The following is a 24,060-nucleotide window of genomic DNA, read 5'->3' on the forward strand; positions in this document are numbered from 1 at the left end:
GCCAGCTTGGCGCGCCGGGTGTTAGCCGGCTGTCATCAATCGATGAACTGCAGCCTTGCCAGTTCAGCGTACAGACCGCCTTCGGCCAGCAACTGCGCGTGCGTACCCTCGGCCACGATGCGGCCCTGGTCCATCACCACGATGCGGTCTGCCTTGAGCACGGTGGCCAGGCGGTGGGCGATGACCAGCGTGGTACGGCCGGCCATCAATCGCTCCAGCGCCTGCTGCACGCCATGCTCGCTCTGCGCATCCAGCGCGCTGGTCGCTTCATCCAGCAGCAGGATCGGTGCATCCTTCAGCAGCGCACGGGCGATCGCCACACGCTGCTGCTGGCCGCCGGACAGGCGCGCGCCACGCTCACCCAGTTCGCTGTCGTAGCCCTGCGGCAACGCACGCAGGAAGCCGTCGGCCTCGGCTGCGCGCGCAGCATCTTCGACCTCGGCGTCGCTGGCCTGCAGCCGGCCGTAGCGGATGTTGTCGCGTGCGCTGGCCGCGAACAGGGTGGGCTGCTGCGGCACCAGCGCAAGCTGGTCGCGCAGTTCGGCCGGATCGACCTCGCGTACATCGATGCCGTCCACGCAGATGTGGCCAGCAGCCGGATCGTGGAAGCGCAGCAGCATCGACAGCACCGTACTCTTGCCGGCGCCGGATGGCCCCACCAGCGCCACGGTCTCGCCCGGGCGCACATGCAGGTTGAAATGATCCAGCGCAGCCTGGTCAGGGCGCTGAGGGTAGTGGAACACCACGTCGTTGAACTGGATCTCGCCGCGCAATGGCTGTGGCAATGCGTGCGGCTGTGCCGGTGCGCGGATCTCGATGTCTTCCTGCAGCAGTTCGCCGATGCGGCCCATGCCGCCGGCCGCGCGCTGCAGCTCGTTCCATACTTCGGCCAGCGCGCCCACCGAGCCACCACCGATCAGTGCATACAGCACGAACTGGCCCAGCGTACCGGCGCTGAGGCGGCCGTCGATGACGTCGTGCGCGCCCAGCCACAACACGCCGACGATGGCGCCGAACACCAGCAGGATGGCGCTGGCGGTGACCAGCGACTGTGCGCCGATGCGGCGGCGCGCGGCACCGATGGCATCAACGAGTGCCTTGTCGAAGCGTCCGCGTTCGTACGGTTCGCGTGCATGTGCCTGCACCGTGCGCACCGCTCCCAGAGTTTCGCTGGCCAGGCTGTTGGCATCGGCGATGCGGTCCTGGCTGTTGCGTGCGACCGTGCGCAGCTTGCGCGCGCCGATGATGATCGGCAGCACCGCCAACGGGATACCCAGCAGCGACCACGCGGCCAGCCGCGGGCTGGTGACGAACAGCATCGCCAGGCTGCCGATCACGGTGACCGTGCTGCGCAGGGCCACCGACATGGTCGAGCCGACCACGCTGCGCAGCAGTTCGGTGTCTGCCGTCAGGCGCGATACCAGTTCACCGCTGCGGCTGCGGTCGTGGAAGCCCGCGCCCAGGTGGATCAGGTGGGCGTACAGCTGGCTGCGCAGGTCGGCTACCACCTTTTCGCCAAGCAGCGATACGAAGTAGAAGCGCGCCGCCGTGCCCAGTGCCATGACTACCGCCACCAGCATCAGCAGGGCGAACGCGCGGTTGATCTGGCCGCCACTGGTGAAGCCATGGTCAATCATCTGCTTCACTGCCGGTGGCAGGCTCAGCGTTGCCGCCGATGACACCGCCAAGGCCAGCAGCCAGGCCGTGAACAGGCCACTGTGGCGGCGCACGAACGGCCACAGCGTGCGCAGGCTGCCGAGGCGGCGCAGCGGCGGGGTCGAAGCGGGGGCGTCGTCCTTGTCAGTCATCCTGGTCGTCGTCTTGTATGCGGATACGGTCACGGGTGGCGTCGCGCAGGCGGATTTTCAATGCGTCGACCTGATCGGCAGGCAATTCGACCCGCAGGCACACGCCGTCGGCATCGAACTGTTCATCGCGCTTCTCTGCGGCGAAGACGGGCAGGGTGGCGTGCAGGGTGCCCAGATCCTCGAACCCGGCCAGCAGCCGCAGCCGGAACATGGCCACCAGCGGCAGCCTCGGCGCGGTACGCAGGCATTCGGCCGCGGCCCCGCCATAGGCACGCACCAGACCGCCGGCGCCCAGCTTGATGCCGCCGAACCAGCGCGTCACCACCACCATCACCCGGTCGAAGCCCTGGCCATCAATGGCGGCCAGGATCGGCCGGCCGGCGGTGCCGGCCGGCTCGCCATCATCGCTGGATCGATAGTCCTGGCCGTGCCGGTAGGCCCAGCAGTTGTGCGTGGCGTCAGTCACCGCAACCTGCTGCAGGAAGGCCATCGCCGCCACCGCACCGTCGATTGGCGCGGCGTGGGCGATGAAACGGCTGTGCTTGACTTCCAGCGTGTGGTTGACCGGCTGGGCGAGGGTATCGGGCATCCCCACCATTCTACGGGGTTGCTGCAGTACCCGGTCCGGCTCAGTCGTCCAGCAGCGGACGCAGGTCGCGCGGCAGGCGCGATTCCGGATACTGCTGGATGTAGCGCTCCAGGCTGGCGCGGGCGAGGTCGCGCTGGCCATCGTCGCGACGTTCTCGAATTTTCTGCAGCCACTGCCGCCGTGGCAGCCGGGCGTCAGCGGCCACTTCGGCCTGCACCGTGTCCGCACTCAGGCCAGCATCGCTGCCGCGGCGCATGACCCCCGGTGCGGAACGGCTGGGGGCTTCGCGCTTCATCGAGGTGATCTCTACCCGGTCCAATGCCGGGGCCTGTTCGGCCTGGACGCTGTTGGGCTCTGGCGTGCCTGCCGAGCGTGCCTTCAGCGAACCACTGGCGACAGCCGGCGCCATCAGCGGCGCGGGTGCCGAGTAGGCAGTGGGGGCAGGGGGCGCCGGTGGCGCCGCAGCCGGGGGCGGCGGCAGTGCAGCGAAGGCGCTGTCGGCAGCGGGTTCTGCCGCCATCGATCGCGCGGCCGGTGCCGGTGCATCGGTGGCTTCTACTGGTGCTGGCTTGCGCTCGCGTGCAATGGCTTCTGCCGGGGCGGCAACAGCTTCCGGTGTTGCCGGGGCAACAGCCGGTTCTGCAGCGGCAGCCGTGCTGTCTGCGGCGCTGCTTTCAATCGTCTGCTCAGTGGCGGCGACATCGGCAGCTGCAGGCGCTGCCGCCATCTGGGCTTCGCCGGCGGGAACCGGCGGCGGTTCCGGGCGCAGCTGCCAGGCGATACCGATCGCGAACACCATCGAGGCCGCGATGCCGAACACAGCCGGCCAGCGCGGGCGGGTGCGCCGCACGCGGGGCGCGTCCGGTGAGGTGGTGGCATCGGCGGACGGCGCATCCACGGCGGCACGTGCCGCGGCCAGGATGGCGGCGTCCAGCGCGGCCGGCGGTGCCTGCTCGGCGCGACGGCCGAGCAGCTGGGCCAGCTCGCGTTCTTCCGGCGTCAGGGGGTCGTTTCGGTTCATGCGTTCAATCCCGCACGCAGCTTGTCCATCGCATAGCGCAGCCGCGATTTCACGGTTTCCCGGCCCACGCCGGTGATCTGGCCAATCTCCTCCAGGCTCAGTTCCTGATCCAGCCGCAACTGCAGCACTTCGCGCTGCTCGGGCGGCAGTTGCTCCATCGCCAGCTGGATGCGGCGACGCTGTTCGAATTCGGAAAGCTCGGCTTCCGGGGTCTGCCCGTCCTCGATCGCCGCCAGGCGCAGGTCGGCATCGGCCGGCGCGGCGGGGCGGTGGCGGGCAGCGCGCCAGTGGTCGTTCAAGCGGTTGTGGGCGATGCGGAACAGCCAGGTGCTGAACGCCGCTTCGGGCTGCCAGCCGGCGCGGGCGCTGATCACCCGCTGCCACACATCCTGGAAGATCTCCTCGGCCAGCGCGTTGTCCCGCAGTTGCCGCAGCAGGAAGCCGAACAGGCGCTTGCGGTGGCGCGCATACAGGCTTTCGAACGCGCGCAGGTCGCCACCGGCCCAGGCCAGCATCAAGGCTTCATCGGTTGGCAGTGCGCTGGCTTCCACGGCGTACAGGGTAAGGCCTGCAGACGGTGGCGCATAGCCGGTGGCGGCGATGGGAAGGGCGAGGGTCATGGCTCGGAAGGGGCTACGGTCGGCAGGAAAAACGTACGGGCGCACGATTCGGGGTTTGCGGGCTTCCATTGCCCCCCGGGTGGCGCGCTATGCTCGGCGGCTCAGGGGAGGCGACGCACAGACGGCGCCAAGAGATTGTCATTTGTCCACGCATGCTGAACCGGCGGAAGAACCACTACACGAGGCCGTGCTGAGCACGGCGCTGGTGCGCGCGCTGCATGCGCTGCTGCCGGAAACGGCAGTGCTCCGGGTCGGCTGGGAAGACCCGCAGCTGGGGCGTGGCGAGGGCGGCTGGCCGCCCGTCAGCGGTGACCGGCCTGCAGTACCTGCTGGCATCGGCGATGGCCAGCATGGCTGGGACTACGACGGTGCGCGCCTGCTGCTGTCGGTGGAGGGCGCGATCCCCTCGCCGGCGTGGTGGGGGCTGGCCCGGCAGGCGATGGAGCTGGCCCTGCAGCGCGGCCGCCAGGCGGGACAGATCAAGGCACTGGAGGAGGCCGAGCGGCTGCAGCAGGCGCTGTTCCAGATCGCCGACCTGGCCGGTGCCGACCTGGAGATGGGCGAGATGCTGCGCCACGTGCACGGTGTGCTGGGCACGCTGATGTACGCCGAGAACTGCTACATCGTCGAGTACGACGATGTGCGCGACCAGATCCGGTTCCTGTATTTTGCCGACCAGGTTGATGACTTCGTTGCCGACCCGGCGCAGAGCCATGACGCCAGCGAGATGCCGCGCAGTCTGACGGTGGCGCTGCTGCGCCATGGCAGGCCGCTCAGTGGCCCGTCACGCGAGCTGCTGGCGCGGGTGGTCGAGCAGGAGCACGATCCGCAGCGTGGCCCGGAAAGCCTGGACTGGCTGGGCGTACCGATGCTGCGCGATGGCCGCGTGTGCGGTGCCATCGTGGTGCAGAGCTACGAACACGCGGCCCGCTATGGTGAATCCGAGCGGGCCCTGCTGGGTTTTGTCGCCCAGCATGTGCAGACCGCGATGGACCGACGCCAGGCCCAGGTGCGGCTGGAACAGCAGGTCGAGCGGCGCACCCAGCAGCTGCAGCGCGCCAACCACAGCCTGCAGGACGAGGTGGCCGAACGACGCCGTGCCGAGCAGCTGCAGACCGCGTTGTACAACATCGCCGAGATGGCGATGTCGGCCGACAGCCTGGCCCAGTTCTACGGGCGGGTACACGGCGTGGTGGGGCGCCTGCTCGACGCGCGCAATTTCTACATCGCGCTGGTCAACGCGGCGGGCAATGGCCTGGATTTCGTCTATTCGGTGGACGAGCACAATGCCAGCCGTGCGCCGCGACCGTTCAGCCGTGGCCTGACCGAATACGTGGTACGCAACCGGCGGCCGCTGCTGGCTTCGCGCGCGCAGATCGATGCGCTGCTGGCCAACGGCGAGGTGCGCGAATCCGGTGCGCGCTCGCATTGCTGGCTGGGCGTGCCGCTGCTGCGCGACGACGAAGTGGTCGGCGCGATCGTGGTGCAGAGTTACAGCCAGAACAGCACCTTCAGCGTGCACGACCAGCGCCTGCTGACCTTCGTCGCGCAGAACATCGGCACCGGCCTGGCCCGCCAGCGCGACCAGCAACGGCTGCGTTCGGCGCATGCCGAGTTGGAAAAACGGGTGGAAGAGCGCACCCGCGAGTTGGCCGAAGTCAACGAGAAACTGCTCGGCCAGATCGGCGAGCGGCTGCGCGCAGAACAACGGCTGACCCACCAGGCCATGCACGATGCGCTGACCGGCCTGCCCAACCGCCTGCATCTGCTCGACCGCCTGCAGGATGCGTTGTCGCTGGCCCGTCGCGAGGGTGGACCGGTGTTCGCCGTGTTGTTCCTTGACCTGGACCGCTTCAAGCTGGTCAACGACAGCATCGGCCATGCCGCAGGCGATCGCATGCTGGTGGAAGTGGCCAAGCGCATCGTGTCGATGGCCAGCACCGACGATGTGGTGGCGCGGCTGGGCGGTGACGAATTCGCAGTGCTGCTGCAGTGTCCGCAGGGCCTGGCGCAGGCACTGGATTTTGGTCAGCGACTGCTGCTGGCGCTGCAGGAATCGATGTGGATCGCCGGCCGCGAACTGTTCCCGTCTGGCAGCCTGGGCATCGCCCTGTGGAACCCGCGCTACCGTACCGGCGAAGAACTGCTGCGCGATGCCGACGCCGCGATGTACCGGGCCAAGGCGCAGGGCCATGACCGCTGCGCGATCTTCGACGAGGACATGCGCGAGCAGGCCATGCGCAGCCTCGACCTGGAAGCCGATCTGCGCCGCGCGATCAACAACCACGATTTCGTGCCGTTCTACCAACCGATCGTGCGCCTCTCCGATGGCGAGGTGGTCGGGCACGAGGCGCTGCTGCGCTGGCAGCACGAGCGCCGTGGCCTGCTGCTGCCGGGGGCGTTCCTGGAGCTGGGCGAGGAGAGTGGGTTGATCGAACAGGTTGACTGGCTGATCTACGAACAGGTCATCGCCGGCCTGGCCGAAGGCGGGCACACCTATGTGTCGGTGAACGTGTCACCGCGTCATTTCCGCTCTGCTGAGTTCAGCGGCCGGCTGTTCGGCCTGCTGGATGCGTACGGTGCCGATCCGCAGCGGCTGCGGCTGGAGATCACCGAGGTCGCACTGCTGGATGACGGCCCGCACACGCTGCGCATCCTGCAGGGCCTGCGCGAGCGCGGCATCCAGGTGCAGCTGGATGATTTCGGTACCGGCTTCTCGGCGCTGTCCTACCTGCACCGCTTCCCGATCAGCACGCTGAAGATCGACCAGAGCTTCATCGCCGGTCTGCATGGACCGGAAGTGCAGAGCACGCGCGCGCTGGTCGAGGGCGTGCTGTCGCTGGCGCGCACGTTGGGCATCGAGACCATCGGCGAGGGCATCGAAACCGAGGCGCAGCAGCAGACGCTGCGCGAACTCGGCTGCGACTATGGCCAGGGCTACCTGCTGGGGCGGCCGGCACCGTGGGGCTGCGCGGCGGCCTGAACCACCGCGCAGGGAAGCCTCAGCGCAGGGCGGCGCGACGCTTTTCGTCGATCCACTTCGAGGCCTGGGCCGGCTGGTAGTTCTTCATCCACGCCAGCATTTCTTCGATGTCCGAGCCGTACCACAGGTCCTGGCGCTGGTCCGGGTGCAGGAAGCGCTCTTCCACCATGCGATCGATCATGCCGATCAGCGGCGCGTAGAAGCCTTCCACGTCGAGGAACGCGCACGGCTTGTTGCCGATGCCCAGCTGGCGCCAGGTCAGCATCTCGAAGATTTCTTCCATGGTGCCGAAGCCGCCGGGCAGGGTGACGAAGCCATCGGCCAGGTCGAACATGCGCGATTTGCGCTCATGCATCGAACCAACGATTTCCAGTTCGGTCAGGCCGCGATGTGCCACTTCCCAGTCGGCCAGCTGGCGCGGAATCACGCCGGTCACTTCGCCGCCGGCAGCGAGCACGGCATTGGCCACGGTTCCCATCAGGCCGACGTTGCCGCCGCCGTACACCAGGCGCATTCCGTCGCGGGCGATGCGGTCGCCCAGGGCAAGGGCGCGTTCGGTATAGGCCGGCTTGCTGCCAGCGTTGGAACCACAGTACACACAGATCGATTTCATGGATCTTCCTGTCTCTTGGCCGGAAACGAAAACGCCCCATCGCCGACCGCAGAGCGGTCAGGGACGGGGTGTCTATGGATTATGGACCTTCGCGGTTGCCGTCTGTTGAGCCGAGCCGCGCTCGGCTGTTCTTCGTTCAGATCGCGGCAACGGTAGAGTCGAGCAAGCTCGACTCTACAAAGAACGGGGCTTACGCCGCGGCGGCCTGCTCGCGGCGCGGGCCTTCACGCAGGGCGCGGCCGACCAGGCCCACCAGCAGGTCCAGCTCCTCGCTGTCCATGCCGAAGTGCGGAGTGAAGCGCAGCGAGTTCTCGCCACCGTGGATCACGTTGATGCCGTGCTGGCGCAGCCATTCCTCGGTGGAATTGGCGCCGTAGCACTTGAACTGCGGGGCCAGCTCGCAGGAGAACAGCAGGCCGGTGCCCTGCACCTTGGTGATCAGGCCGCCCAGTTCGCCCTTGAGCTGCTCCAGCTTGCGCACCGCCTCGGCACCGCGCTCGGCGATGTTGGCGCGTACCTGCGGGGTCAGCTGGGCCAGGGTGGCGCAGGCCACGTCCAGCGCACGTGGGTTGCTGGTCATGGTGTTGCCGTAAATGCCCTTGCGGTACAGCTGCGCGGCATGCTCGGTCACGGCCAGCACCGACAGCGGGTACTGCGCGGCGTTGAGCGCCTTGGAATAGGTTTCCATGTCCGGCGGATCGAGGCCTTCGAAGCCCGGGTAATCGACCACCGACAGCACGCCATGCGCGCGCAGGCCGGCCTGGATCGAGTCCAGCAGCAACAGGCTGCCATGGGCACGGGTCAGTTCGCGGGCCACCGCATAGAACGACGGCGGCACCGAACGGCCCGGGTCGCCTTCGCCCATCACCGGCTCCAGGAACACCGCCTCGATGAACCACTGGTTGCGCGCGGCATCCTCGAACACCTTGCGCAGGCCGGCCTCATCGTACGGCGCCACGGTAATCACCGAGTCCTCGCCGCGGTAGCTGGCCAGGTGCTGCATGTAGCTCTTGCGGCTGGAATCGGAATACAGGGCAGGGCGGTCGGTACGGCCATGGAAGCTGCCCTTGACCACCACGCGCTTGATCGCGGCGCCGGCGTGGCGGGCACCCGGGTCGGTCTGCAGCTTGGCATTGACGTCGGCGATGCGCGCGGCCAGGCCGACCGCTTCAGAGCCGGAATTCAGGCACATGAAACGGGTGAACGGGCAGCCGCCACGACGGTGGCCGATCTCGGCGCGCAGCGCGGTGATGAAGCGCCGCTGGGACAGGCTGGGGGTCATGATGTTGGCCATCACCTGCGGGCGCGCCATCGCCTCCAGCACGGCATCCGGGGTGTGGCCGAAGCCGAGCATGCCGTAGCCGCCGGCGTCGTACAGCACCGCGCCCTTCAGGGTGACCACCCAGGGGCCGCGTGCGGCCAGTGCCACGTACGGAGTCACCGCATCATCGGCATAGAAATTGACGAAGCCGTCCTGCATCGCGTCGATCTGCGCCTGTTCGTCCTGCGCCAGCAGCGGCCCCAGGTCGGCCTGCACACGCGCGAATTCCTCGGCGGCGGCGTCCACCGCGGCGATCAGCTGCGGGTGGTTGGCGGACAGGGCCTTCAGGGTGGCATCGTCCAGGCCGGAGGTGAGGCGGGTGCCGGGCTGGTTGCGCAGGGGGGCGAGACGTTCGATGAAGCTCATTGCAGATCTCCTGAAACAATGGGTCGCACGGGTCTTCAAAAGCAAAACGCGCGTCATCACGCGCGCTTGGGGCAGGCTCGTGCAGCGGACTTCCAACTCGATGCTAGCACTTGTTTTTTTGCGCGATAACCCCGCAGAAACCTGCTGCATAGCAGCATTTTGCGCGACGTTCGCCGCGAAGCGCGCCGGCTCGCAGACGCTGGACGTACAATGCGCGCCATTGTCGACCTGTTGCCGCCCACTGCCTTGAAGAAGTCCGATTTCAACTACGACCTGCCGGCTGAACTGATCGCGCAGGCGCCCTTGGCCGAACGTTCCGCAAGCCGCCTGCTGCTGGTGCCGCAAGCCCCCGCCGCCTTCACCGATCTGCAGGTGCGAGACCTGCCGTCGCTGCTGCAGCCGGGCGATCTGCTGGTGTTCAACGACACCCGGGTGATCCCAGCGCGCCTGTTCGGGCAGAAGGCCAGCGGTGGCCGCGTCGAGATCCTGATCGAGCGCCTGCTCGGCGGCCAGCAGGCACGTGCCCAGGTGGGCGCCAGCAAGTCGCCCAAGGCCGGCAGCCGCATTGCGCTGGATGCCGGTGGCGAAGCCGAGGTGCTGGGCCGCGATGGCGAGTTCTATGTGCTGCAGTTCCATGTGCCGGAATCGCTGGAGCAGTGGCTGCTGCATGCCGGTCGCCTGCCGCTGCCGCCCTACATCCAGCGCGAGCCGGGTGTGGACGACCGCGAGCGCTACCAGACTGTGTTCGCGCGTGAAGTGGGCGCGGTGGCGGCGCCGACAGCCGGCCTGCATTTCGACGAACCGCTGCTGGCCGCGCTGAAGGACAAGGGCGTGGACTTTGGCCACGTCACCCTGCACGTGGGTGCGGGCACCTTCCAGCCGGTGCGTGCCGATGACCTGAAGGACCACGTGATGCACCGCGAGTGGCTGAACGTGGGTGCCGAGCTGGTGCAGCAGGTACGGCGCACGCGCGCCGCCGGCGGCCGGGTGATCGGCGTCGGTACCACCGTGGTGCGCGCGCTGGAAAGCGCGATGCGCGATGGCGAACTGCTGCCGTTTGCTGGTGAAACGCAGATCTTCATCACCCCGGGCTACCGCATCCGCAGCGTCGACGCGATGGTGACCAACTTCCATCTGCCGGAAAGCACGCTGCTGATGATGATTTCCGCGTTCGCCGGCAAGGAGCGCGTGTTCGAGGCCTACCAGCACGCGATCGCGCAGCGCTACCGCTTCTTCAGCTACGGCGACGCCATGCTGCTGTTCCCGCAGGCGGGGTAGGGTAGCGCCGGGCCATGCCCGGCGAGCACGCCGTGCTGCCCAAGAGCCGCCGGACGTGGCCCGGCGCTACCTGTAGGTGCCGCGTTTGGGGGACAATAGGCGACTATTTGCCCGAATGACCGCTCCATGTCCCGATTGCAGTTCCAGCTCCAGACCCGCGACGGCCGTGCCCGCCGTGGCCGCCTGACCTTCCCGCGTGGCACGGTGGAAACGCCGGCCTTCATGCCGGTGGGTACCTATGGCTCGGTCAAGGGCATCCTGCCGGACCAGGTGCGTGCATTGGGTGCCGAGATCATCCTCGGCAATACCTTCCACCTGTACCTGCGGCCGGGCCTGGACATCATCGCCGACCACGGCGGCCTGCATGGCTTCTGCCGCTGGGATGGCCCGATCCTGACCGACTCCGGCGGCTTCCAGGTGTTCTCGCTGGCCCACCGCCGCAAGATCACCGAGCAGGGCGTGACCTTCGCTTCGCCAACCGACGGTGCCCGGGTGTTCCTGGGCCCGGAAGAGAGCATGAAGATCCAGAAGGTGCTCGATTCGGACGTGGTGATGATCTTCGACGAGTGCACCCCGTACCCGGCCACCGAAGACGTTGCCCGCCGTTCCATGGAACTGAGCCTGCGCTGGGCCCAGCGCAGCCGCAACGCGCATGACGAGCTCGGCAACGACGCGGCCCTGTTCGGCATCGTCCAGGGCGGCGTGCACACCGACCTGCGCAGCCGCTCGGCCGATGCCCTGCAGGCGATCGGTTTCGACGGCTATGCCATCGGCGGCCTGGCCGTGGGCGAGCCCGAAGACGAGCGCAACGCCATGCTCGACCACCTGGACCCGGAACTGCCCGCCGACCGCCCGCGCTACCTGATGGGCGTGGGCCGGCCGGAGGACCTGGTCGAGGGTGTCGCACGTGGCGTGGACATGTTCGACTGCGTAATGCCGACCCGCAATGCGCGCAACGGCCACTATTTCACCTCGTTCGGCACCGTTCGCATCCGTAATTCCCAGTACGCGCGCGACATGGACCCGATCGAGCCGGGCTGCGGCTGCGTGGCCTGCACCGGCGGCTACACCCGGTCCTACCTGCGCCACCTGGACCGCTGCAACGAGATGCTGGCGCCGATGCTGGGCACCCTGCATAACCTGTTCTATTACGAAAAGCTCATGGCCGACATCCGCGCGGCGATCGAGGCGGGAACCTTCCTGGCCTTCCGTGAGTCTTTCTACGCGGCACGCGGGGCGGTCGCGCCGCCCCTGTAACCCGAACACCCCCTGCCAAACGGCCCAAGGACGAATGCCCGGGGCCGTGGCATACTTCAAGGCTGACCCAGATCCGCGGTCGACACCTCGTGCCCGTGAAAGGGCCGAAGCGCCGCCCAACCAAAGGACCAACGATGAACCTGCTTGCCTTCCTGATTCCCGCCGCCCACGCCCAGGCCGCCGGCGGCCAACCGCAGGGCATGGGCCTGACCACGCTGCTGTTCCCGGTCATCCTGATCGCCATCATGTACTTCCTGATGATCCGCCCGCAGATGAAGCGGCAGAAGGAGCACAAGTCCATGCTGGAGAAGATCAAGCGTGGCGACGAAGTGCTGACCAACGGCGGCATCGCCGGCAAGGTCACCGACATCGGCGACAACTTCGTCACCATCGAAGTGGCCGAGAACGTGCGCATCCGCGTGCAGAAGGGCGCTGTTGGCAGCGTGCTGCCGACCGGCACCCTGGATTCGGCCAAGTAAGCCACTCCCTTTCCGAAGCACAACCGCGGCGCCGGGGATGGCGCCGCGCGGGACCCAAGCAATGCTCGAATTTCCACGCTGGAAGTACGTCGTCATCCTGATCGTACTGGCGCTCAGCGCGCTGTACGCGCTGCCCAACATCTACCAGAAGGACCCGGCCATCCAGATCACCGCCAACCGTGGCGGGCAGATCGACGATGCGCTGCGTGACCGTGTGCTGGCCGACCTGAAGAAGGCCGGCGTGGACGCCGTTGGTGCCGAGAAGGAAGGGGAGAGCCTGATCGTCCGCCTGCCGGACCTGAAGGCGCAGTCCGCTGCCAGCGACGCCCTGCGTGACACCGTCGGTGAGAACTACACCGTGGCCCTGAACCTGGCCTCGACCGTGCCGGACTGGCTGGCCAACCTCGGTGGTCGCCCGATGGTGCTGGGCCTGGACCTTCAGGGTGGCGTGCACTTCGTGCTGCAGGTCGACCAGAAGGCCGCCCTGGACAAGCGCCTGGATGCCTACACCGAAGACGTGCGCAGCACCCTGCGTGATGCGCGCATCCCGTACCAGTCGGTGGAACGCCGCGCTGACAACAGCATCGTGGCCAACCTGAGCCCGTCCGCCGGTGACGATGCCGCGCAGCGCGCCCGTGCCGCCCTGGTCAAGGCGCAGCCGACCCTCGGCTACGACATCAGTGGCAACCGCATTACGGTGACCGTGCCGGAAACCGAGATCACCCAGATCGCCAACGGCGCCATCGAGCAGAACATCAACACCCTGCGCAACCGTGTGAACCAGCTCGGCGTGGCCGAGCCGATCATCCAGCGCCAGGGTGCCGACCGCGTGGTCGTTCAGCTGCCGGGCGTGCAGGACACCGCCGAAGCCAAGCGCATGATCGGCGCCACCGCCACCCTGGAATACCGTGCGGTGGTCGAGGGCAACGCGCAGGACGCCATCACCGCCGGCCGCATCCCGCCGGAGGCGAAGGTCTACCAGCAGCGTGATGGCCGCGGCCCGATCCTGCTGAACAAGCGCGTGATCGTCACCGGTGACCAGATGGTCGGCGCGCAGGCGGTGACTGATTCGAACAGTGGCTCCCCGGCAGTCAGCGTGACGCTGAACAACGTCGGCGGCCAGCGCATGTTCGACTTCACCAGTGCCAACGTGAACAAGCCGATGGCGGTGGTCTATACCGAGCGCGTGCCGACCGTGACCGTCGTTGACGGCCAGGAAGTGCGTGGCTTCAAGGTCAACGAGGAAGTGATCTCGGTGGCCAACATCAACGGCGTGTTCGGCAAGAACTTCCAGACCACCGGCCTGCAGAAGAAGGAAGCCGAGGACCTGGCCAAGCTGCTGAAGTCCGGCTCGCTGGCCGCGCCGATGGACTTCGTCGAAGAGCGCGTGGTCGGCCCGAGCCTGGGCGCCGAGAACGTCAAGAACGGTATGCGCGCGGTCGTGTTCGCATTCCTGTTCACCCTGGTGTTCTTCAGCGTCTACTACCGCATGTTCGGTGTGATCACCTCGATCGCGATGCTGTTCAACCTGCTGATCGTGGTCGCGGTGATGTCGCTCTTCGGTGCGACCATGACCCTGCCGGGCTTCGCCGGCCTGGCGTTGTCGGTCGGCCTGTCGGTCGACGCCAACGTGCTGATCAACGAACGTATCCGTGAAGAACTGCGTGCCGGCGTGCCGGGCAAGACCGCGATCGTGACCGGTTACGAACGTGCTTCGGGCACCATCCTCGACGCCAACCTGACCGGCCTGATCGTCGGTGTGGCGCTGTTCGCATTCGGTACCGGTCCGCTGAAGGGCTTCGCGCTGACCATGATCATCGGTATTTTCGCCTCCATGTTCACCGCGATCACCGTGGGGGGGGCGCGGGCGGCGCTGATCTACGGCCGCCGGAAGAAGCTCCAGAACGTGGCCATCTGACGGGACGACACGCACATGAAACTGTTTCCGCTGCACATCCTCCCGAACGACACCAAGATCGACTTCATGCGCTGGCGCCATGTCGCGATGGTCGTCACGATCATCGTGTTCCTGGCCTCGATCGCCATCATCGGCTTCAAGGGCTTCAACTACGCCCTGGACTTCACCGGCGGCACCCTGATCGAAGCCCGCTTCGACAAGGCGGTGGACGTCGAGCAGGTCCGTACCAAGCTCGAAGAGAGTGGCTTCGACGGCGCCCAGGTACAGAGTGTTGGTGGCAACACCGATCTGCTGATCCGCCTGGCCCCGCACGGTGAGCACGCCCCGGGCACCGGCGATGCCGCGCACGAGGACAAGGCCACCGCCGCGGCCGTAGTGAAGGCGCTGTCCACCGCTGACAACCAGGCCACGGTGCTGCGCAATGAGTTCGTGGGTCCGCAGATCGGCAAGGACCTGGCGATGAATGGCCTGTACGCCACCATCTTCATGCTGGCCGGCTTCCTGATCTACATCGCCGTGCGCTTCGAATGGAAGTTCGCGGTCACCGCCAGCATCGTGGCGATGTTCGACCTGATCGTGACGGTGGCTTATGTGTCCCTGCTGGGTCGCGAGTTCGACCTGACCGTGCTGGCCGGCCTGCTGTCGGTGATGGGCTTTGCGATCAACGACATCATCGTGGTCTTCGACCGCGTCCGCGAGAACTTCCGCAGCCTGCGCGTGGACTCGATGGAAGTGCTCAACCGTTCGATCAACCAGACGCTGTCGCGTACGGTGATCACGGCTGTGATGTTCTTCCTGTCAGCGCTTGCCCTGTACATGTACGGCGGCAGCTCGATGGAAGGCCTGGCCGAGACGCACATGATCGGTGCGGTAATCGTGGTGCTGTCCTCGATCCTGGTGGCGGTGCCGATGCTGACGATCGGTTTCCTGCGCGTCAGCAAGCAGGACCTGCTGCCGAAGGCGAAGGACGTCGAGGCCCTGGCCCGTCGCCCGTAAACACCTGTTGCACGCAGCACACAGAGAACCCCGCGCAAGCGGGGTTTTTTGTTGGCAGGGCGGCGCCCTGCACCTGCCGAAGCAACAGCAACAGCCAAATCCAAAGCGAAGCGGCATTCCGTGGGATGGCGGGGCACTGTGAGTTTGCGGGGACGCCGTAAACCCATCCATGGGGGCTTGGTCGCCGCATCCATGCGGCTCACACCCCGCAAACCCACAGTGCCCCGCCTTCGACAGGTTCACGCGGCTGTTGGTGGGTGCCGACCGTTGGTCGGCACATCTGTCAGATATCGATACAAACAAATGGGGGCAGATCCGTTTTCCTTCGGAAAACGGATCTGCCCCCAAGAGATGTCCCGACAGATCGCGGAAGACTGTCGAAGGCGGGGTGGGGCCGGTGGAGGGGGTGTGAGCGGCATGGATGCCGCGACCAAGCCCCCATGGACGGGTTCACGGCGTCCCCCTCCACCGGACCCACCCCGCCATCTCACAGGAACCCAGCTTTTGACGTTGCTCCGGTCTCTGCAGGTGCAGGGTGCAACCCTGCAAAACACCACCACCCTACGGCAGCGTCGGTTGTGCAATCGGCCCCCGCGCACTACGATCCTGCGGTTCGCGCGCACGCGCGCCACGTATTCCTGCTGAGCGCCCCGCGCGCCGCATCTGCCAACCCGAGGTATCCATGGTCATCAAACCGCGCGTCCGCGGCTTCATCTGCGTCACCACCCACCCGACCGGCTGCGAGGCCGCGGTCAAGCAGCAGATCGACTACATCCGTGCGCGCCCGCCGATCCAGAACGGCCCCAAGCGCGTGCTGGTGATCGGTGCCTCTACCGGCTACGGCTTGGCTGCGCGCATCACCGCGGCGTTCGGCAGCGGCGCGGCGACCCTGGGCATCTTCTTCGAGCGCCCTGGCACCGAGAGCAAGCCGGGCACTGCGGGCTGGTACAACTCCGCCGCGTTCCACAAGTACGCCGACGAAGCCGGCCTGTACGCCAAGAGCATCAACGGCGATGCCTTCTCCGATGAAGTGAAGGCCAGGACCATCGAGATGATCAAGGCCGATCTCGGCCAAGTGGATCAGGTGGTCTACAGCCTGGCCGCGCCGCGTCGCAAGCACCCGAAGACCGGTGAAATCATCAGCTCGACGCTGAAGCCGATCGGCGAGCCGATCACCCTGCGCGGGCTGGACACCGACAAGGAAGTGCTGACCGAGACCCACCTGCAGCCGGCCACGGCCGAGGAAATCGCCGGCACGGTCGCGGTGATGGGCGGTGAGGACTGGCAGATGTGGATCGACGCGCTGGCCGATGCCGGCGTGCTGGCCAACGGCTGCACCACCACTGCCTTCACCTACGTGGGTGAAGAGATCACCCAGGCCATTTACTGGAACGGTTCGATCGGCGCGGCCAAGAAAGACCTGGACACCAAGGTGCTGAGCCTGCGCGAGAAGTTGGCCAAGATCGGTGGCGACGCCCGCGTGTCAGTGCTCAAGGCGGTAGTCACCCAGGCCAGCTCGGCCATTCCGACCATGCCGCTGTACCTGTCGCTGCTGTTCAAGGTGATGAAGGAAAAGGGTACCCACGAAGGCTGCATCGAACAGCTCGATGTGCTCTACGACATCCTCTACGGTGCCAGCGCCGATGGCGTGGCGGTCGATCGCCTGCGCCACGACCTGGTTGATGGTGACGGCAACAAGGTCGCGCTCATCGACGAAGAAGGCCGCCTGCGTGCGGACTACAAGGAAATGGCGGCGGACGTGCAGGGCAAGGTTGTCGCGCTGTGGCCGCAGGTGACCAACGAGAACCTGTACGAGATCAGCGACCTGGCCGGCTACAAGGCCGACTTCCTGCGCCTGTTCGGCTTTGGCGTGGAGGGAGTCGACTACGAGGCCGACGTCAACCCCGACGTGAAGATCGACAACCTGGTCGATCTGACCTGATCAAGCAAAAGGCCGGCGAAAGCCGGCCTTCTCTTTTGGTAGTGCCGGCCGCTGGCCGGCAACCCCGGGTACCTGAGGCTGCCGGCCAGCGGCCGGCACTACCATCGGTCAACCAAACTCGAAGCCCATCTCCGCCAGCGCGGGGCCGACAAAGTCGCCCTGAACATAGTCCACGCCGGCACTGAACAGCAGGGTCATCGAGTTGGCATCGCTGACGAACTCGGCGATGGTGCGGATGCCGGCTTCCTGCGCACGCGCGGTGATCTGGCTGATGCGGTCGATGTTCTCACGGGTGGCCGCCAGGTCGCTGGTGAAACCACGGTCCAGCTTGAGGAACTGGGGCTGGAAGTGGGCCAGCAGCTGGAACGAATCCAGCCCCGAGCCGAACTGCTCCAGGCCGATCCGGCAACCCAGCGGTGCCACTTCGGCAAGGAACTGCTGGGCGCTGCGCAGGTGGGTGAACACCTTCGCTTCCGGCGCATGCAGCCACAGCCGCTCGCCAGGCACACCCTGTGCCTGCAGCTCACGGCGAAGAGTGGCGATCATCTGCGGGTCGTCGAACGATTCCGGGGTCACCTTCACCAGCATCTGGGTGGCATGCCCTTCGCGGGCGCGCTGGCCAAGCACGGCGATCGCCTGCGAGACCACCCAGCGGTTGATGTCGGCCAGCAGGCCGTGCTCCTCGGCGATGCCCAGGAACGCAGTCGGGCTCAGCAGTTCGCCGTTGTGCTCCAGGCGCAGATACGCCTCGTACAGCTCCAGTGACTCGCCCTGCAGGTTCAGTACCGGCTGGTAGTGCAGCTGGAAGCCGTCGCCAGCCAGTGCTTCACGGATGCGCGCGACCCAGCGCAGCACGCGTTCTTCCTCCACGCGGTCAGCGGCGGCCGGGTCGAAGATGCGGCAGGTGTTGCCCAGCTCGGCGGCGGCATGCGTGCATTCGCTGGCGCGCGCCAGTACCTGGCCGATGCTGGCGATCTTCTCGCCCACCTGCACGCCGCCGATGCTCACCGTCACCGTGGCCGAGCGGGCGCCGATGCTGAACACATGCGCGGCGTAGGCCTCGCGGATGCGCTCGGCCAGCGCCACGGTCTGCGCATACGGGCCGGCCTGCAGCACGGCGAAATTGTGCTCGCCGAAACGGGCCAGTTGCGCATCCTCGCCCACCACTTCGGCCAGCAGGCCGGCGAGGGCGCCGATCAGGGTGTCGGCCGACGCCAGGCCGATGTCCGGCAGCAGGCGCGCATAGTGGTCCGGCTCGATCAGCAGCAGGCCGAACTGGCCTTCGCTGCGCCCGGCCTGGGCTACCGCGCTTTCCAGCTGCAGCATGAAGGTCGGGCGGTTGAGCAGGCCGGTGACCTGGTCGCGCTGGCGCAGGTCCTCGACCTCGCGCGCCAGTTCCGGGTCGAACTCCATGCGGCGGCGGAGCACCACCTGCAGGCAGGACTCGCCTTCATAGGTGGCGGCAGTGAATTCCATCGTCGCCGGAAACGCGCTGCCGTCCTCGTGACGGGCATCGAGCTGGTACTGCGGCGGCGGCGCCTCGCCACGGCTCAGGCCCTTCAGCAGCTGCTTGAAGCCCTCCACGTGCTGGGCGGCGACCATGTCCAGCAGGGAGATGCCTTCGATGTCGTCGAAATGCTCGTAGCCGAACATTTCCAGGTAGGCATCGTTGGCGCGGATATGCATGCCTTCGTGCACGTAGGCGATGGGATCGCGCGAGGAGGCAATCAACGCATCGCAGCGGCGCTCGGTCTCGCGCATCTGTGCCTCGATGCGGCGCAGGCCGCGACGCGCCTGCAGGTCCACCCACTGGTCACGGATCACCGCAAGCAGATGCTCGGGGCGCTGGCGCAGGGCGAGGGCGCGGATGCCATGGCTGCTGGCCTGCACCAGCTCGTCCTCGTCGATGCGCTCGGCCAGCAGCACCAGCGGAATGTCCTTGCCGCTGGCAGCGATATGTTGTGCGGCCAACGGCAGTGGAATGCCCTGCGAGGGTGACGCCAGCACCAGGTCGATGGCCTGGCTGGCCAGCACCTGGGCCAGTTCGGCCGCGTCCTGCGGGCGCCATGGGCGCACCGCGATGCCGCTGTTGCGCAGGGTGCTGACGATGGCTTCGGCATTCTCGCCGCTGTCGTCGACGATCAGCAGGCGGATGGTGATGTCGTTCGCGTTCTGCATGCACTGCTCCCCAATCTGCGAACCTAGATACACGATGCGCGGCGAACCGTCCATGCGCGCACCCCTTGCGCGCATCGAACGGCGATGTGGTTCACACCACGCCGCCGGCCGCGTGGCCGCTGGCCCAGGCCCACTGGAAGTTGTAGCCGCCCAGCCAGCCGGTCACATCCAGCACCTCACCGACGAAATGCAGGCCGGGCACGCGCTTGGATTCCAGCGTCGAAGACGAGACTTCGGCCGTATCCACGCCGCCCAGGGTGACTTCGGCGGTGCGGTAGCCCTCGGTGCCACTGGCCACCAGCGGGAACGCGCCCAGCAACTGTGCAGCCTGGCGCAGCACCGGCTCGTCCAGCTGGCGCACCGGACGGTCGGGCAGCCAGTGCTCGCACAGGCGCTGCGCCAGCCGCTTCGGCAGCACCTCGCCCAGCACCGTGCGCAGTTCGGCGGCGGGCCGCTCCTGCTTCATCTGGCGCAGCCAGTCACCGGCATCCTGGCCAGGCAACAGGTCCAGCTCCAGCGCGTCACCGGGTTGCCAGAACGAAGAGATCTGCAGGATCGCCGGGCCACTTACGCCGCGGTGGGTCAGCAGCATGAAGTTCTGGAAGCTCTTTCCATTGCAGCGCGCCTCGATCGGCAGCGCCACGCCGCTGAGATCGGCCAACCGTTCCTGGTGCTTGCCGCTGAGAGTGAGCGGCACCAGTCCGGCGCGGGTCGGCAGCACCTGGTGGCCGAACTGGCGGGCGATCTCATAGCCGAAACCGGTGGCGCCAAGGCTGGGAATCGACAGGCCACCGGTGGCCACCACCAGCGAGGCGCAATGGAACAGGCCCTGCGTGGTGTGTACGCGGAAACCATCGGTGCCATGCTCGATGCGCTCGACGCTGCACTGGGTACGGATCTGCACGCCCGCCGCCTGGCATTCGTCCACCAGCATCTTCACGATCTGCTTGGACGAAATGTCGCAGAACAGCTGGCCCAGCTCTTTTTCGTGATACGCGATGCCGTGCTTGTTGACCAGCTCGATGAAATGCCAAGGTGTGTAGCGCGCCAGCGCCGACTTGCAGAAGTGCGGGTTGGCCGACAGGAAGTTGGCCGGGGTGGTGCCGGTGTTGGTGAAATTGCAGCGGCCACCACCGGACATCAGGATCTTCTTGCCGATCTTGTTGGCATGGTCGATCACCTGCACCTGGCGGCCGCGCTGGCCGGCCGTGATCGCGGTCATCAGCCCGGCTGCACCGGCACCGATCACGACCACATCGCAACGGAGCGCGCTCATGCCTTGGCGCGCTTGCGCCAGTTCGGGATCACGTCGAGCTGGATCTGATCGTCCAGCAGCTGCACCTCGCCGTCCTGGATCAGCACGCTCCAGCGCATCGCACGCTTGATCTGCTGGCCCCAGCGCTCGACGAAGTCGCCGTCCAGATCAACCACGGACAGGTTGTCGAAGCGCGCCAGGCCCTTGCCCTGCTTGCCCCACCAGATCTCCGAAGCGTTGCCGCCATAGTTGATCACCTGCACCTGGCGGCTGCGGTTGCTGGCCTTGCGGATGCGCGATTCGTCGGGATGGCCCAGGTCGATCCACTGCAGGATGTCGCCGGTGTAGTCGTGTTCCCACAGGTCCGGTTCGTCATCGGTGCTCAGGCCGCGGCCGAACTCCAGGCGGTCGCCAGCGTTCAGCGCGAAGGCGAGCAGGCGCACCATCAAGCGGTCGTCGGTCTCGGACGGGTGCTGGGCCAGGGTCAGGTTGTGGGTCGCGTAATAGCCGCGATCCATGTCGCTGATCTGCAGTTCGGCCTTGCGGATGGTGGCGGTGAGAGCCATTGGGGTACCGTGGACTAAAGAGGACCATGATAGAGGTTTGCTCCGGGGGTGTCCGTGGCGGGGCTGTCTGTGCAGCGTCAACGTGGCACGCTTGGGCTCTTTTCCGTTGCCTGAGTGGACCTGATGATCCTGCCCAGCCGCCTGCAGCTTCCGCCCGGCCACTGGGCCACCCTGCTCGACGGCCTGTGCGCGCGTTTTCCGCGCATCGATCGTGAGCAATGGCAGGATCGCTTCACGCGCGGCCGGGTGCAGGACGCGCAGGGCAGGGCGCTGGCAGCGGACATGCCCTGGCAGGTGGGGCTGGAGATCCAGTATTTCCGGGAGGTGGTGGACGAGCCGGTGATCCCCTTCGCCGAGACCATCGTCCATCTCGATGCGCATCTGCTGGTGGCCGACAAGCCGCACTTCCTGCCGGTCACGCCAGCGGGAGGTTATGTGCGCGAGACGTTGCTGGCACGCCTGATCGCGAGCACCGGCAATACCGATCTGGTGCCGCTGCATCGGCTGGACCGGCTGACTGCAGGCCTGGTGCTGTTCTCCACGCAGGCTGCATCGCGCGACGCCTACCAGCGGCTGTTCCGCGAACGCCGCATCGACAAGACCTACGAGGCGCTGGCGCCGGCACTGCCCGCGGTGACGTTCCCGCTGCATCGGCACAGCCGTTTGGCTCCGGCCGAACCGTTCTTCCGCATGGCCGAAGTGCCCGGGGAGCCCAATGCGCGCAGCCGGATCGAGCTGATCGAGGGTGAGGGACCGATCTGGCGCTATCGGCTGCTGCCGGAAACCGGCCGCAAGCACCAGCTGCGCGTGCACATGGCGATGCTGGGCGCGCCGATCGAGGGCGATGACCTGTATCCGCAGTTGCGGCAGCGGCCGGCAGGCACGGCCGAGGTGCCGCTGCAGCTGCTGGCGCAGGGGCTGGCCTTCGACGACCCGTTGAGCGGCGAGCGTCGGGTGTTCAGCAGCCAGCGTTGCCTGCGCCTGCCTGATCAGGAAGGCTAGAAGCGCTCAGCGGGCCGGATGGCGCGCCAGCCAGCGGTCCAGCTCGGCCGCAAACAGCTGCCGGTCGCGTGGTCCCAATGGCGGAGGCCCCCCGGTCTGTACCCCGGCGCCGCGAAGTTCCTCCATGAAATTGCGCATCGACAGCCGTTCGGCCATGTTGTTCGGGGTGTACAGCTGGCCGCGCGGGTTCAGCGCCACGGCCTTCTTTTCCAGCACCAGTGCGGCCAGCGGGATGTCCTGGGTGACCACCAGGTCGCCGGCGGCCACCCGCTCGACGATGGCGCTGTCGGCCACGTCCAGGCCCTGCGGCACCTGGATCGAGCGCAGCCAGCGTGAGGGCGGGGTACGGATCCACTGGTTGGCGACCAGGGTCAGTTCGATCCCGACCCGTTCAGCCGCCCGGAACAGGATGTCGCGAATGACGGTGGGGCAGGCATCTGCATCCACCCAGATACGGGGGCGGGCGTGTTCAGCTTGGGTTTCAGCTTCAGTCATTTACCCAGTGTAGGGTAGGAAAAACCTGAATGGGGACTCGGGGTTAGCCGCGGAAAGGCGCCAACCCTTGCCACGCCTAGCGGGCGGCGTTTGCCGATGAACGTCCGGGCTATCGCTTTTTGCAGAAAACACGCGTATCGTTCGTCCCACTGTGTTTGCTAGGGTCACCGTGAATCGTGGCCTGGTGCAGTTGATCTCACGATCCGCTCATCGATCCGCTTTACCAACGCCTGCAACTCAGTCTCGGCCCCGATACCCGGTGGCTGCGATTTTTTCAACATGTGTTTCAGGAGTTAGTCAAATGTCTGATCGTCAGACCGGCACCGTCAAGTGGTTCAACGACGCCAAGGGCTTCGGCTTCATCACCCCGGAAAGCGGCCCGGACCTGTTTGTGCACTTCCGTGCCATCCAGGGCACCGGCTTCAAGACCCTGCAGGAAGGCCAGAAGGTTACCTTCATCGCCGTCCAGGGTCAGAAGGGTATGCAGGCTGACCAGGTGCAGGCGGTCTAATCCGTCTGCTACCGTTTGGTAGCCAGAACGCCGGAAGCGAAAGCTTCCGGCGTTTTTTATTGCCCGCTGCTTTTTGTAGAGTCGGGCCATGCCCGACTCTACAAAGGGCATGCACCGTGCGCGGTACGATGCAGGTCTTCCCAAGGATCGTTCCCATGCGCATCGTCCACCATCTGGAAAACTCCCGTTCACTACGCGTGCTGTGGATGCTGGAGGAGCTGGGGCTGGACTACGAGCTGCGCCGCTATCCGCGCGATCCGAAGACGCTGCTGGCACCGCCGGAACTGCGTCAGGTGCATCCGCTGGGCAAGTCGCCGGTACTGCAGGATGGTGAGCTGGTGCTGGCCGAATCCGGTGCCATCCTCGATTACCTTGCCGACCGCTACGACACCCAGCGCCAGCTGTCGCCGTCGCCGACGCCTGCCGATGGTGCCGAACGCATCGCCTACCGCTACTGGCTGCACTACGCCGAAGGCTCGGCGATGCCGCCGCTGCTGCTGACCCTGGTGATCGGTCGCATCCGCAGCGCACCGATGCCGTTCTTCGCGCGCCCGATCGCACGCAGCATCGCCGACAAGGCCGAGCGTGGCTTCATCGGCCCGCAGCGGCGTCTGCACCTGGACTGGATGGAGCGCCGCCTGACCGAAAGCCCGTGGTTCGCCGGCGAGCGCTTCAGTGCCGCCGACATCCAGATGAGCTTCCCGATCCAGGCTGCGGCTGCGCGCGGTGGTGGCATCGACGACAAGCCGGCACTGCGTGGCTTCCTCAAGCGCATCGGTGAACGCCCGGCCTATCAGCGTGCCGAGGCCCACGGCGGTCACCTGCAGGCACTCAGCGGCAATTGAGGAGGGTGGCCGTCGCC

Annotated in this window: 20 protein-coding genes; 10 read left to right on the forward strand and 10 right to left on the reverse strand. The window is 66.8% G+C overall.

The window, feature by feature from the left end; genetic code table 11:
• Positions 1 to 35: 35 nt before the first annotated feature.
• The 4 genes from ACZK2G_RS08730 to ACZK2G_RS08745 are packed head-to-tail and all read right to left on the reverse strand — an operon-like array spanning position 36 to position 3,933.
• Entirely contained in the window at positions 36 to 1,808 is a 1,773-nt protein-coding gene (locus tag ACZK2G_RS08730) for an ABC transporter transmembrane domain-containing protein (RefSeq protein WP_046983652.1), read from the reverse strand.
• Complete coding sequence (locus tag ACZK2G_RS08735; protein WP_478475239.1) at positions 1,801 to 2,397, reverse strand: IMPACT family protein; 597 nt, start codon at positions 2,395 to 2,397, stop codon at positions 1,801 to 1,803. The genes ACZK2G_RS08730 and ACZK2G_RS08735 overlap by 8 nt, the downstream gene beginning before the upstream one ends.
• A gap of 40 nt (positions 2,398 to 2,437) precedes the next feature.
• Positions 2,438 to 3,418, reverse strand: a complete 981-nt coding sequence (locus ACZK2G_RS08740; RefSeq protein ID WP_046983653.1) for a hypothetical protein — start codon at positions 3,416 to 3,418, stop codon at positions 2,438 to 2,440.
• On the reverse strand, positions 3,415 to 3,933 hold the full coding sequence (locus tag ACZK2G_RS08745) for an RNA polymerase sigma factor (RefSeq protein ID WP_229298213.1): 519 nt from the start codon (positions 3,931 to 3,933) through the stop codon (positions 3,415 to 3,417). Before ACZK2G_RS08745 ends, ACZK2G_RS08740 begins: the two co-directional genes overlap by 4 nt.
• A 247-nt stretch (positions 3,934 to 4,180) precedes the next feature.
• Here ACZK2G_RS08745 and ACZK2G_RS08750 point away from each other — a divergent pair, with 247 nt between their 5' ends.
• The gene (locus ACZK2G_RS08750; RefSeq protein WP_337301942.1) at positions 4,181 to 7,021 is read left to right on the forward strand and encodes a bifunctional diguanylate cyclase/phosphodiesterase; all 2,841 of its coding nucleotides are present in this window, start codon (positions 4,181 to 4,183) and stop codon (positions 7,019 to 7,021) included.
• 19 nt (positions 7,022 to 7,040) lie between these two features.
• Here ACZK2G_RS08750 and ACZK2G_RS08755 read toward each other — a convergent pair whose 3' ends face one another.
• A complete protein-coding gene (locus ACZK2G_RS08755; RefSeq protein WP_012510766.1) occupies positions 7,041 to 7,634 on the reverse strand; it encodes an LOG family protein in 594 nt (197 codons plus the stop codon).
• Between the two features lie 190 nt (positions 7,635 to 7,824).
• A complete protein-coding gene (locus tag ACZK2G_RS08760; protein WP_478475242.1) occupies positions 7,825 to 9,321 on the reverse strand; it encodes an aminotransferase class III-fold pyridoxal phosphate-dependent enzyme in 1,497 nt (498 codons plus the stop codon).
• A 210-nt stretch (positions 9,322 to 9,531) separates the two neighbouring features.
• Here ACZK2G_RS08760 and queA point away from each other — a divergent pair, with 210 nt between their 5' ends.
• From queA to fabV, 6 genes are all read left to right on the forward strand, one after another.
• The gene (queA, locus tag ACZK2G_RS08765; protein ID WP_478475244.1) at positions 9,532 to 10,599 is read left to right on the forward strand and encodes a tRNA preQ1(34) S-adenosylmethionine ribosyltransferase-isomerase QueA; all 1,068 of its coding nucleotides are present in this window, start codon (positions 9,532 to 9,534) and stop codon (positions 10,597 to 10,599) included.
• Between the two features lie 126 nt (positions 10,600 to 10,725).
• Positions 10,726 to 11,856: a tRNA guanosine(34) transglycosylase Tgt gene (gene tgt / locus ACZK2G_RS08770; protein ID WP_012510768.1), complete on the forward strand. Its 1,131-nt coding sequence runs from the start codon at positions 10,726 to 10,728 to the stop codon at positions 11,854 to 11,856.
• Between the two features lie 134 nt (positions 11,857 to 11,990).
• Positions 11,991 to 12,335 (forward strand): preprotein translocase subunit YajC, encoded by a 345-nt coding sequence (gene yajC / locus ACZK2G_RS08775; protein WP_012510769.1) that lies wholly within the window; start codon positions 11,991 to 11,993, stop codon positions 12,333 to 12,335.
• Positions 12,336 to 12,396: 61 nt separating this feature from the next.
• On the forward strand, positions 12,397 to 14,253 hold the full coding sequence (secD, locus tag ACZK2G_RS08780; protein ID WP_478475247.1) for a protein translocase subunit SecD: 1,857 nt from the start codon (positions 12,397 to 12,399) through the stop codon (positions 14,251 to 14,253).
• A gap of 15 nt (positions 14,254 to 14,268) precedes the next feature.
• A complete protein-coding gene (gene secF, locus ACZK2G_RS08785) occupies positions 14,269 to 15,249 on the forward strand; it encodes a protein translocase subunit SecF (protein ID WP_136639954.1) in 981 nt (326 codons plus the stop codon).
• A gap of 682 nt (positions 15,250 to 15,931) precedes the next feature.
• Entirely contained in the window at positions 15,932 to 17,191 is a 1,260-nt protein-coding gene (fabV, locus tag ACZK2G_RS08790) for an enoyl-ACP reductase FabV (RefSeq protein WP_295380941.1), read from the forward strand.
• A gap of 108 nt (positions 17,192 to 17,299) precedes the next feature.
• On the opposite strand, the gene ACZK2G_RS08795 is transcribed toward fabV, so the two are convergent.
• The 3 genes from ACZK2G_RS08795 to ACZK2G_RS08805 all read right to left on the reverse strand — a co-directional run bounded on the left by ACZK2G_RS08795 (position 17,300) and on the right by ACZK2G_RS08805 (position 21,190).
• The gene (locus ACZK2G_RS08795; protein WP_012510772.1) at positions 17,300 to 19,369 is read right to left on the reverse strand and encodes an EAL domain-containing response regulator; all 2,070 of its coding nucleotides are present in this window, start codon (positions 19,367 to 19,369) and stop codon (positions 17,300 to 17,302) included.
• Positions 19,370 to 19,460: 91 nt separating this feature from the next.
• Positions 19,461 to 20,645: a BaiN/RdsA family NAD(P)/FAD-dependent oxidoreductase gene (locus tag ACZK2G_RS08800; protein ID WP_136640061.1), complete on the reverse strand. Its 1,185-nt coding sequence runs from the start codon at positions 20,643 to 20,645 to the stop codon at positions 19,461 to 19,463.
• Positions 20,642 to 21,190 (reverse strand): YaeQ family protein, encoded by a 549-nt coding sequence (locus ACZK2G_RS08805; RefSeq protein WP_032969767.1) that lies wholly within the window; start codon positions 21,188 to 21,190, stop codon positions 20,642 to 20,644. Before ACZK2G_RS08805 ends, ACZK2G_RS08800 begins: the two co-directional genes overlap by 4 nt.
• 123 nt (positions 21,191 to 21,313) lie before the next feature.
• Between ACZK2G_RS08805 and ACZK2G_RS08810 the strand changes: the two genes are divergently transcribed.
• Complete coding sequence (locus ACZK2G_RS08810; protein WP_478475251.1) at positions 21,314 to 22,192, forward strand: pseudouridine synthase; 879 nt, start codon at positions 21,314 to 21,316, stop codon at positions 22,190 to 22,192.
• A gap of 6 nt (positions 22,193 to 22,198) precedes the next feature.
• On the opposite strand, the gene ACZK2G_RS08815 is transcribed toward ACZK2G_RS08810, so the two are convergent.
• Positions 22,199 to 22,687 carry a YaiI/YqxD family protein gene (locus ACZK2G_RS08815; RefSeq protein WP_004153306.1) on the reverse strand — a complete coding sequence of 163 codons (489 nt, stop codon included), beginning with the start codon at positions 22,685 to 22,687 and terminating at the stop codon, positions 22,199 to 22,201.
• A 301-nt stretch (positions 22,688 to 22,988) separates the two neighbouring features.
• Here ACZK2G_RS08815 and ACZK2G_RS08820 point away from each other — a divergent pair, with 301 nt between their 5' ends.
• Both ACZK2G_RS08820 and ACZK2G_RS08825 read left to right on the forward strand, forming a co-directional pair.
• Positions 22,989 to 23,198 (forward strand): cold-shock protein, encoded by a 210-nt coding sequence (locus ACZK2G_RS08820; protein WP_004153307.1) that lies wholly within the window; start codon positions 22,989 to 22,991, stop codon positions 23,196 to 23,198.
• 155 nt (positions 23,199 to 23,353) lie between these two features.
• Positions 23,354 to 24,043: a glutathione S-transferase family protein gene (locus ACZK2G_RS08825; RefSeq protein WP_136640058.1), complete on the forward strand. Its 690-nt coding sequence runs from the start codon at positions 23,354 to 23,356 to the stop codon at positions 24,041 to 24,043.
• Positions 24,044 to 24,060: the final 17 nt, after the last annotated feature.

Source organism: Stenotrophomonas sp. 107298_Sma, assembly GCF_056480345.1.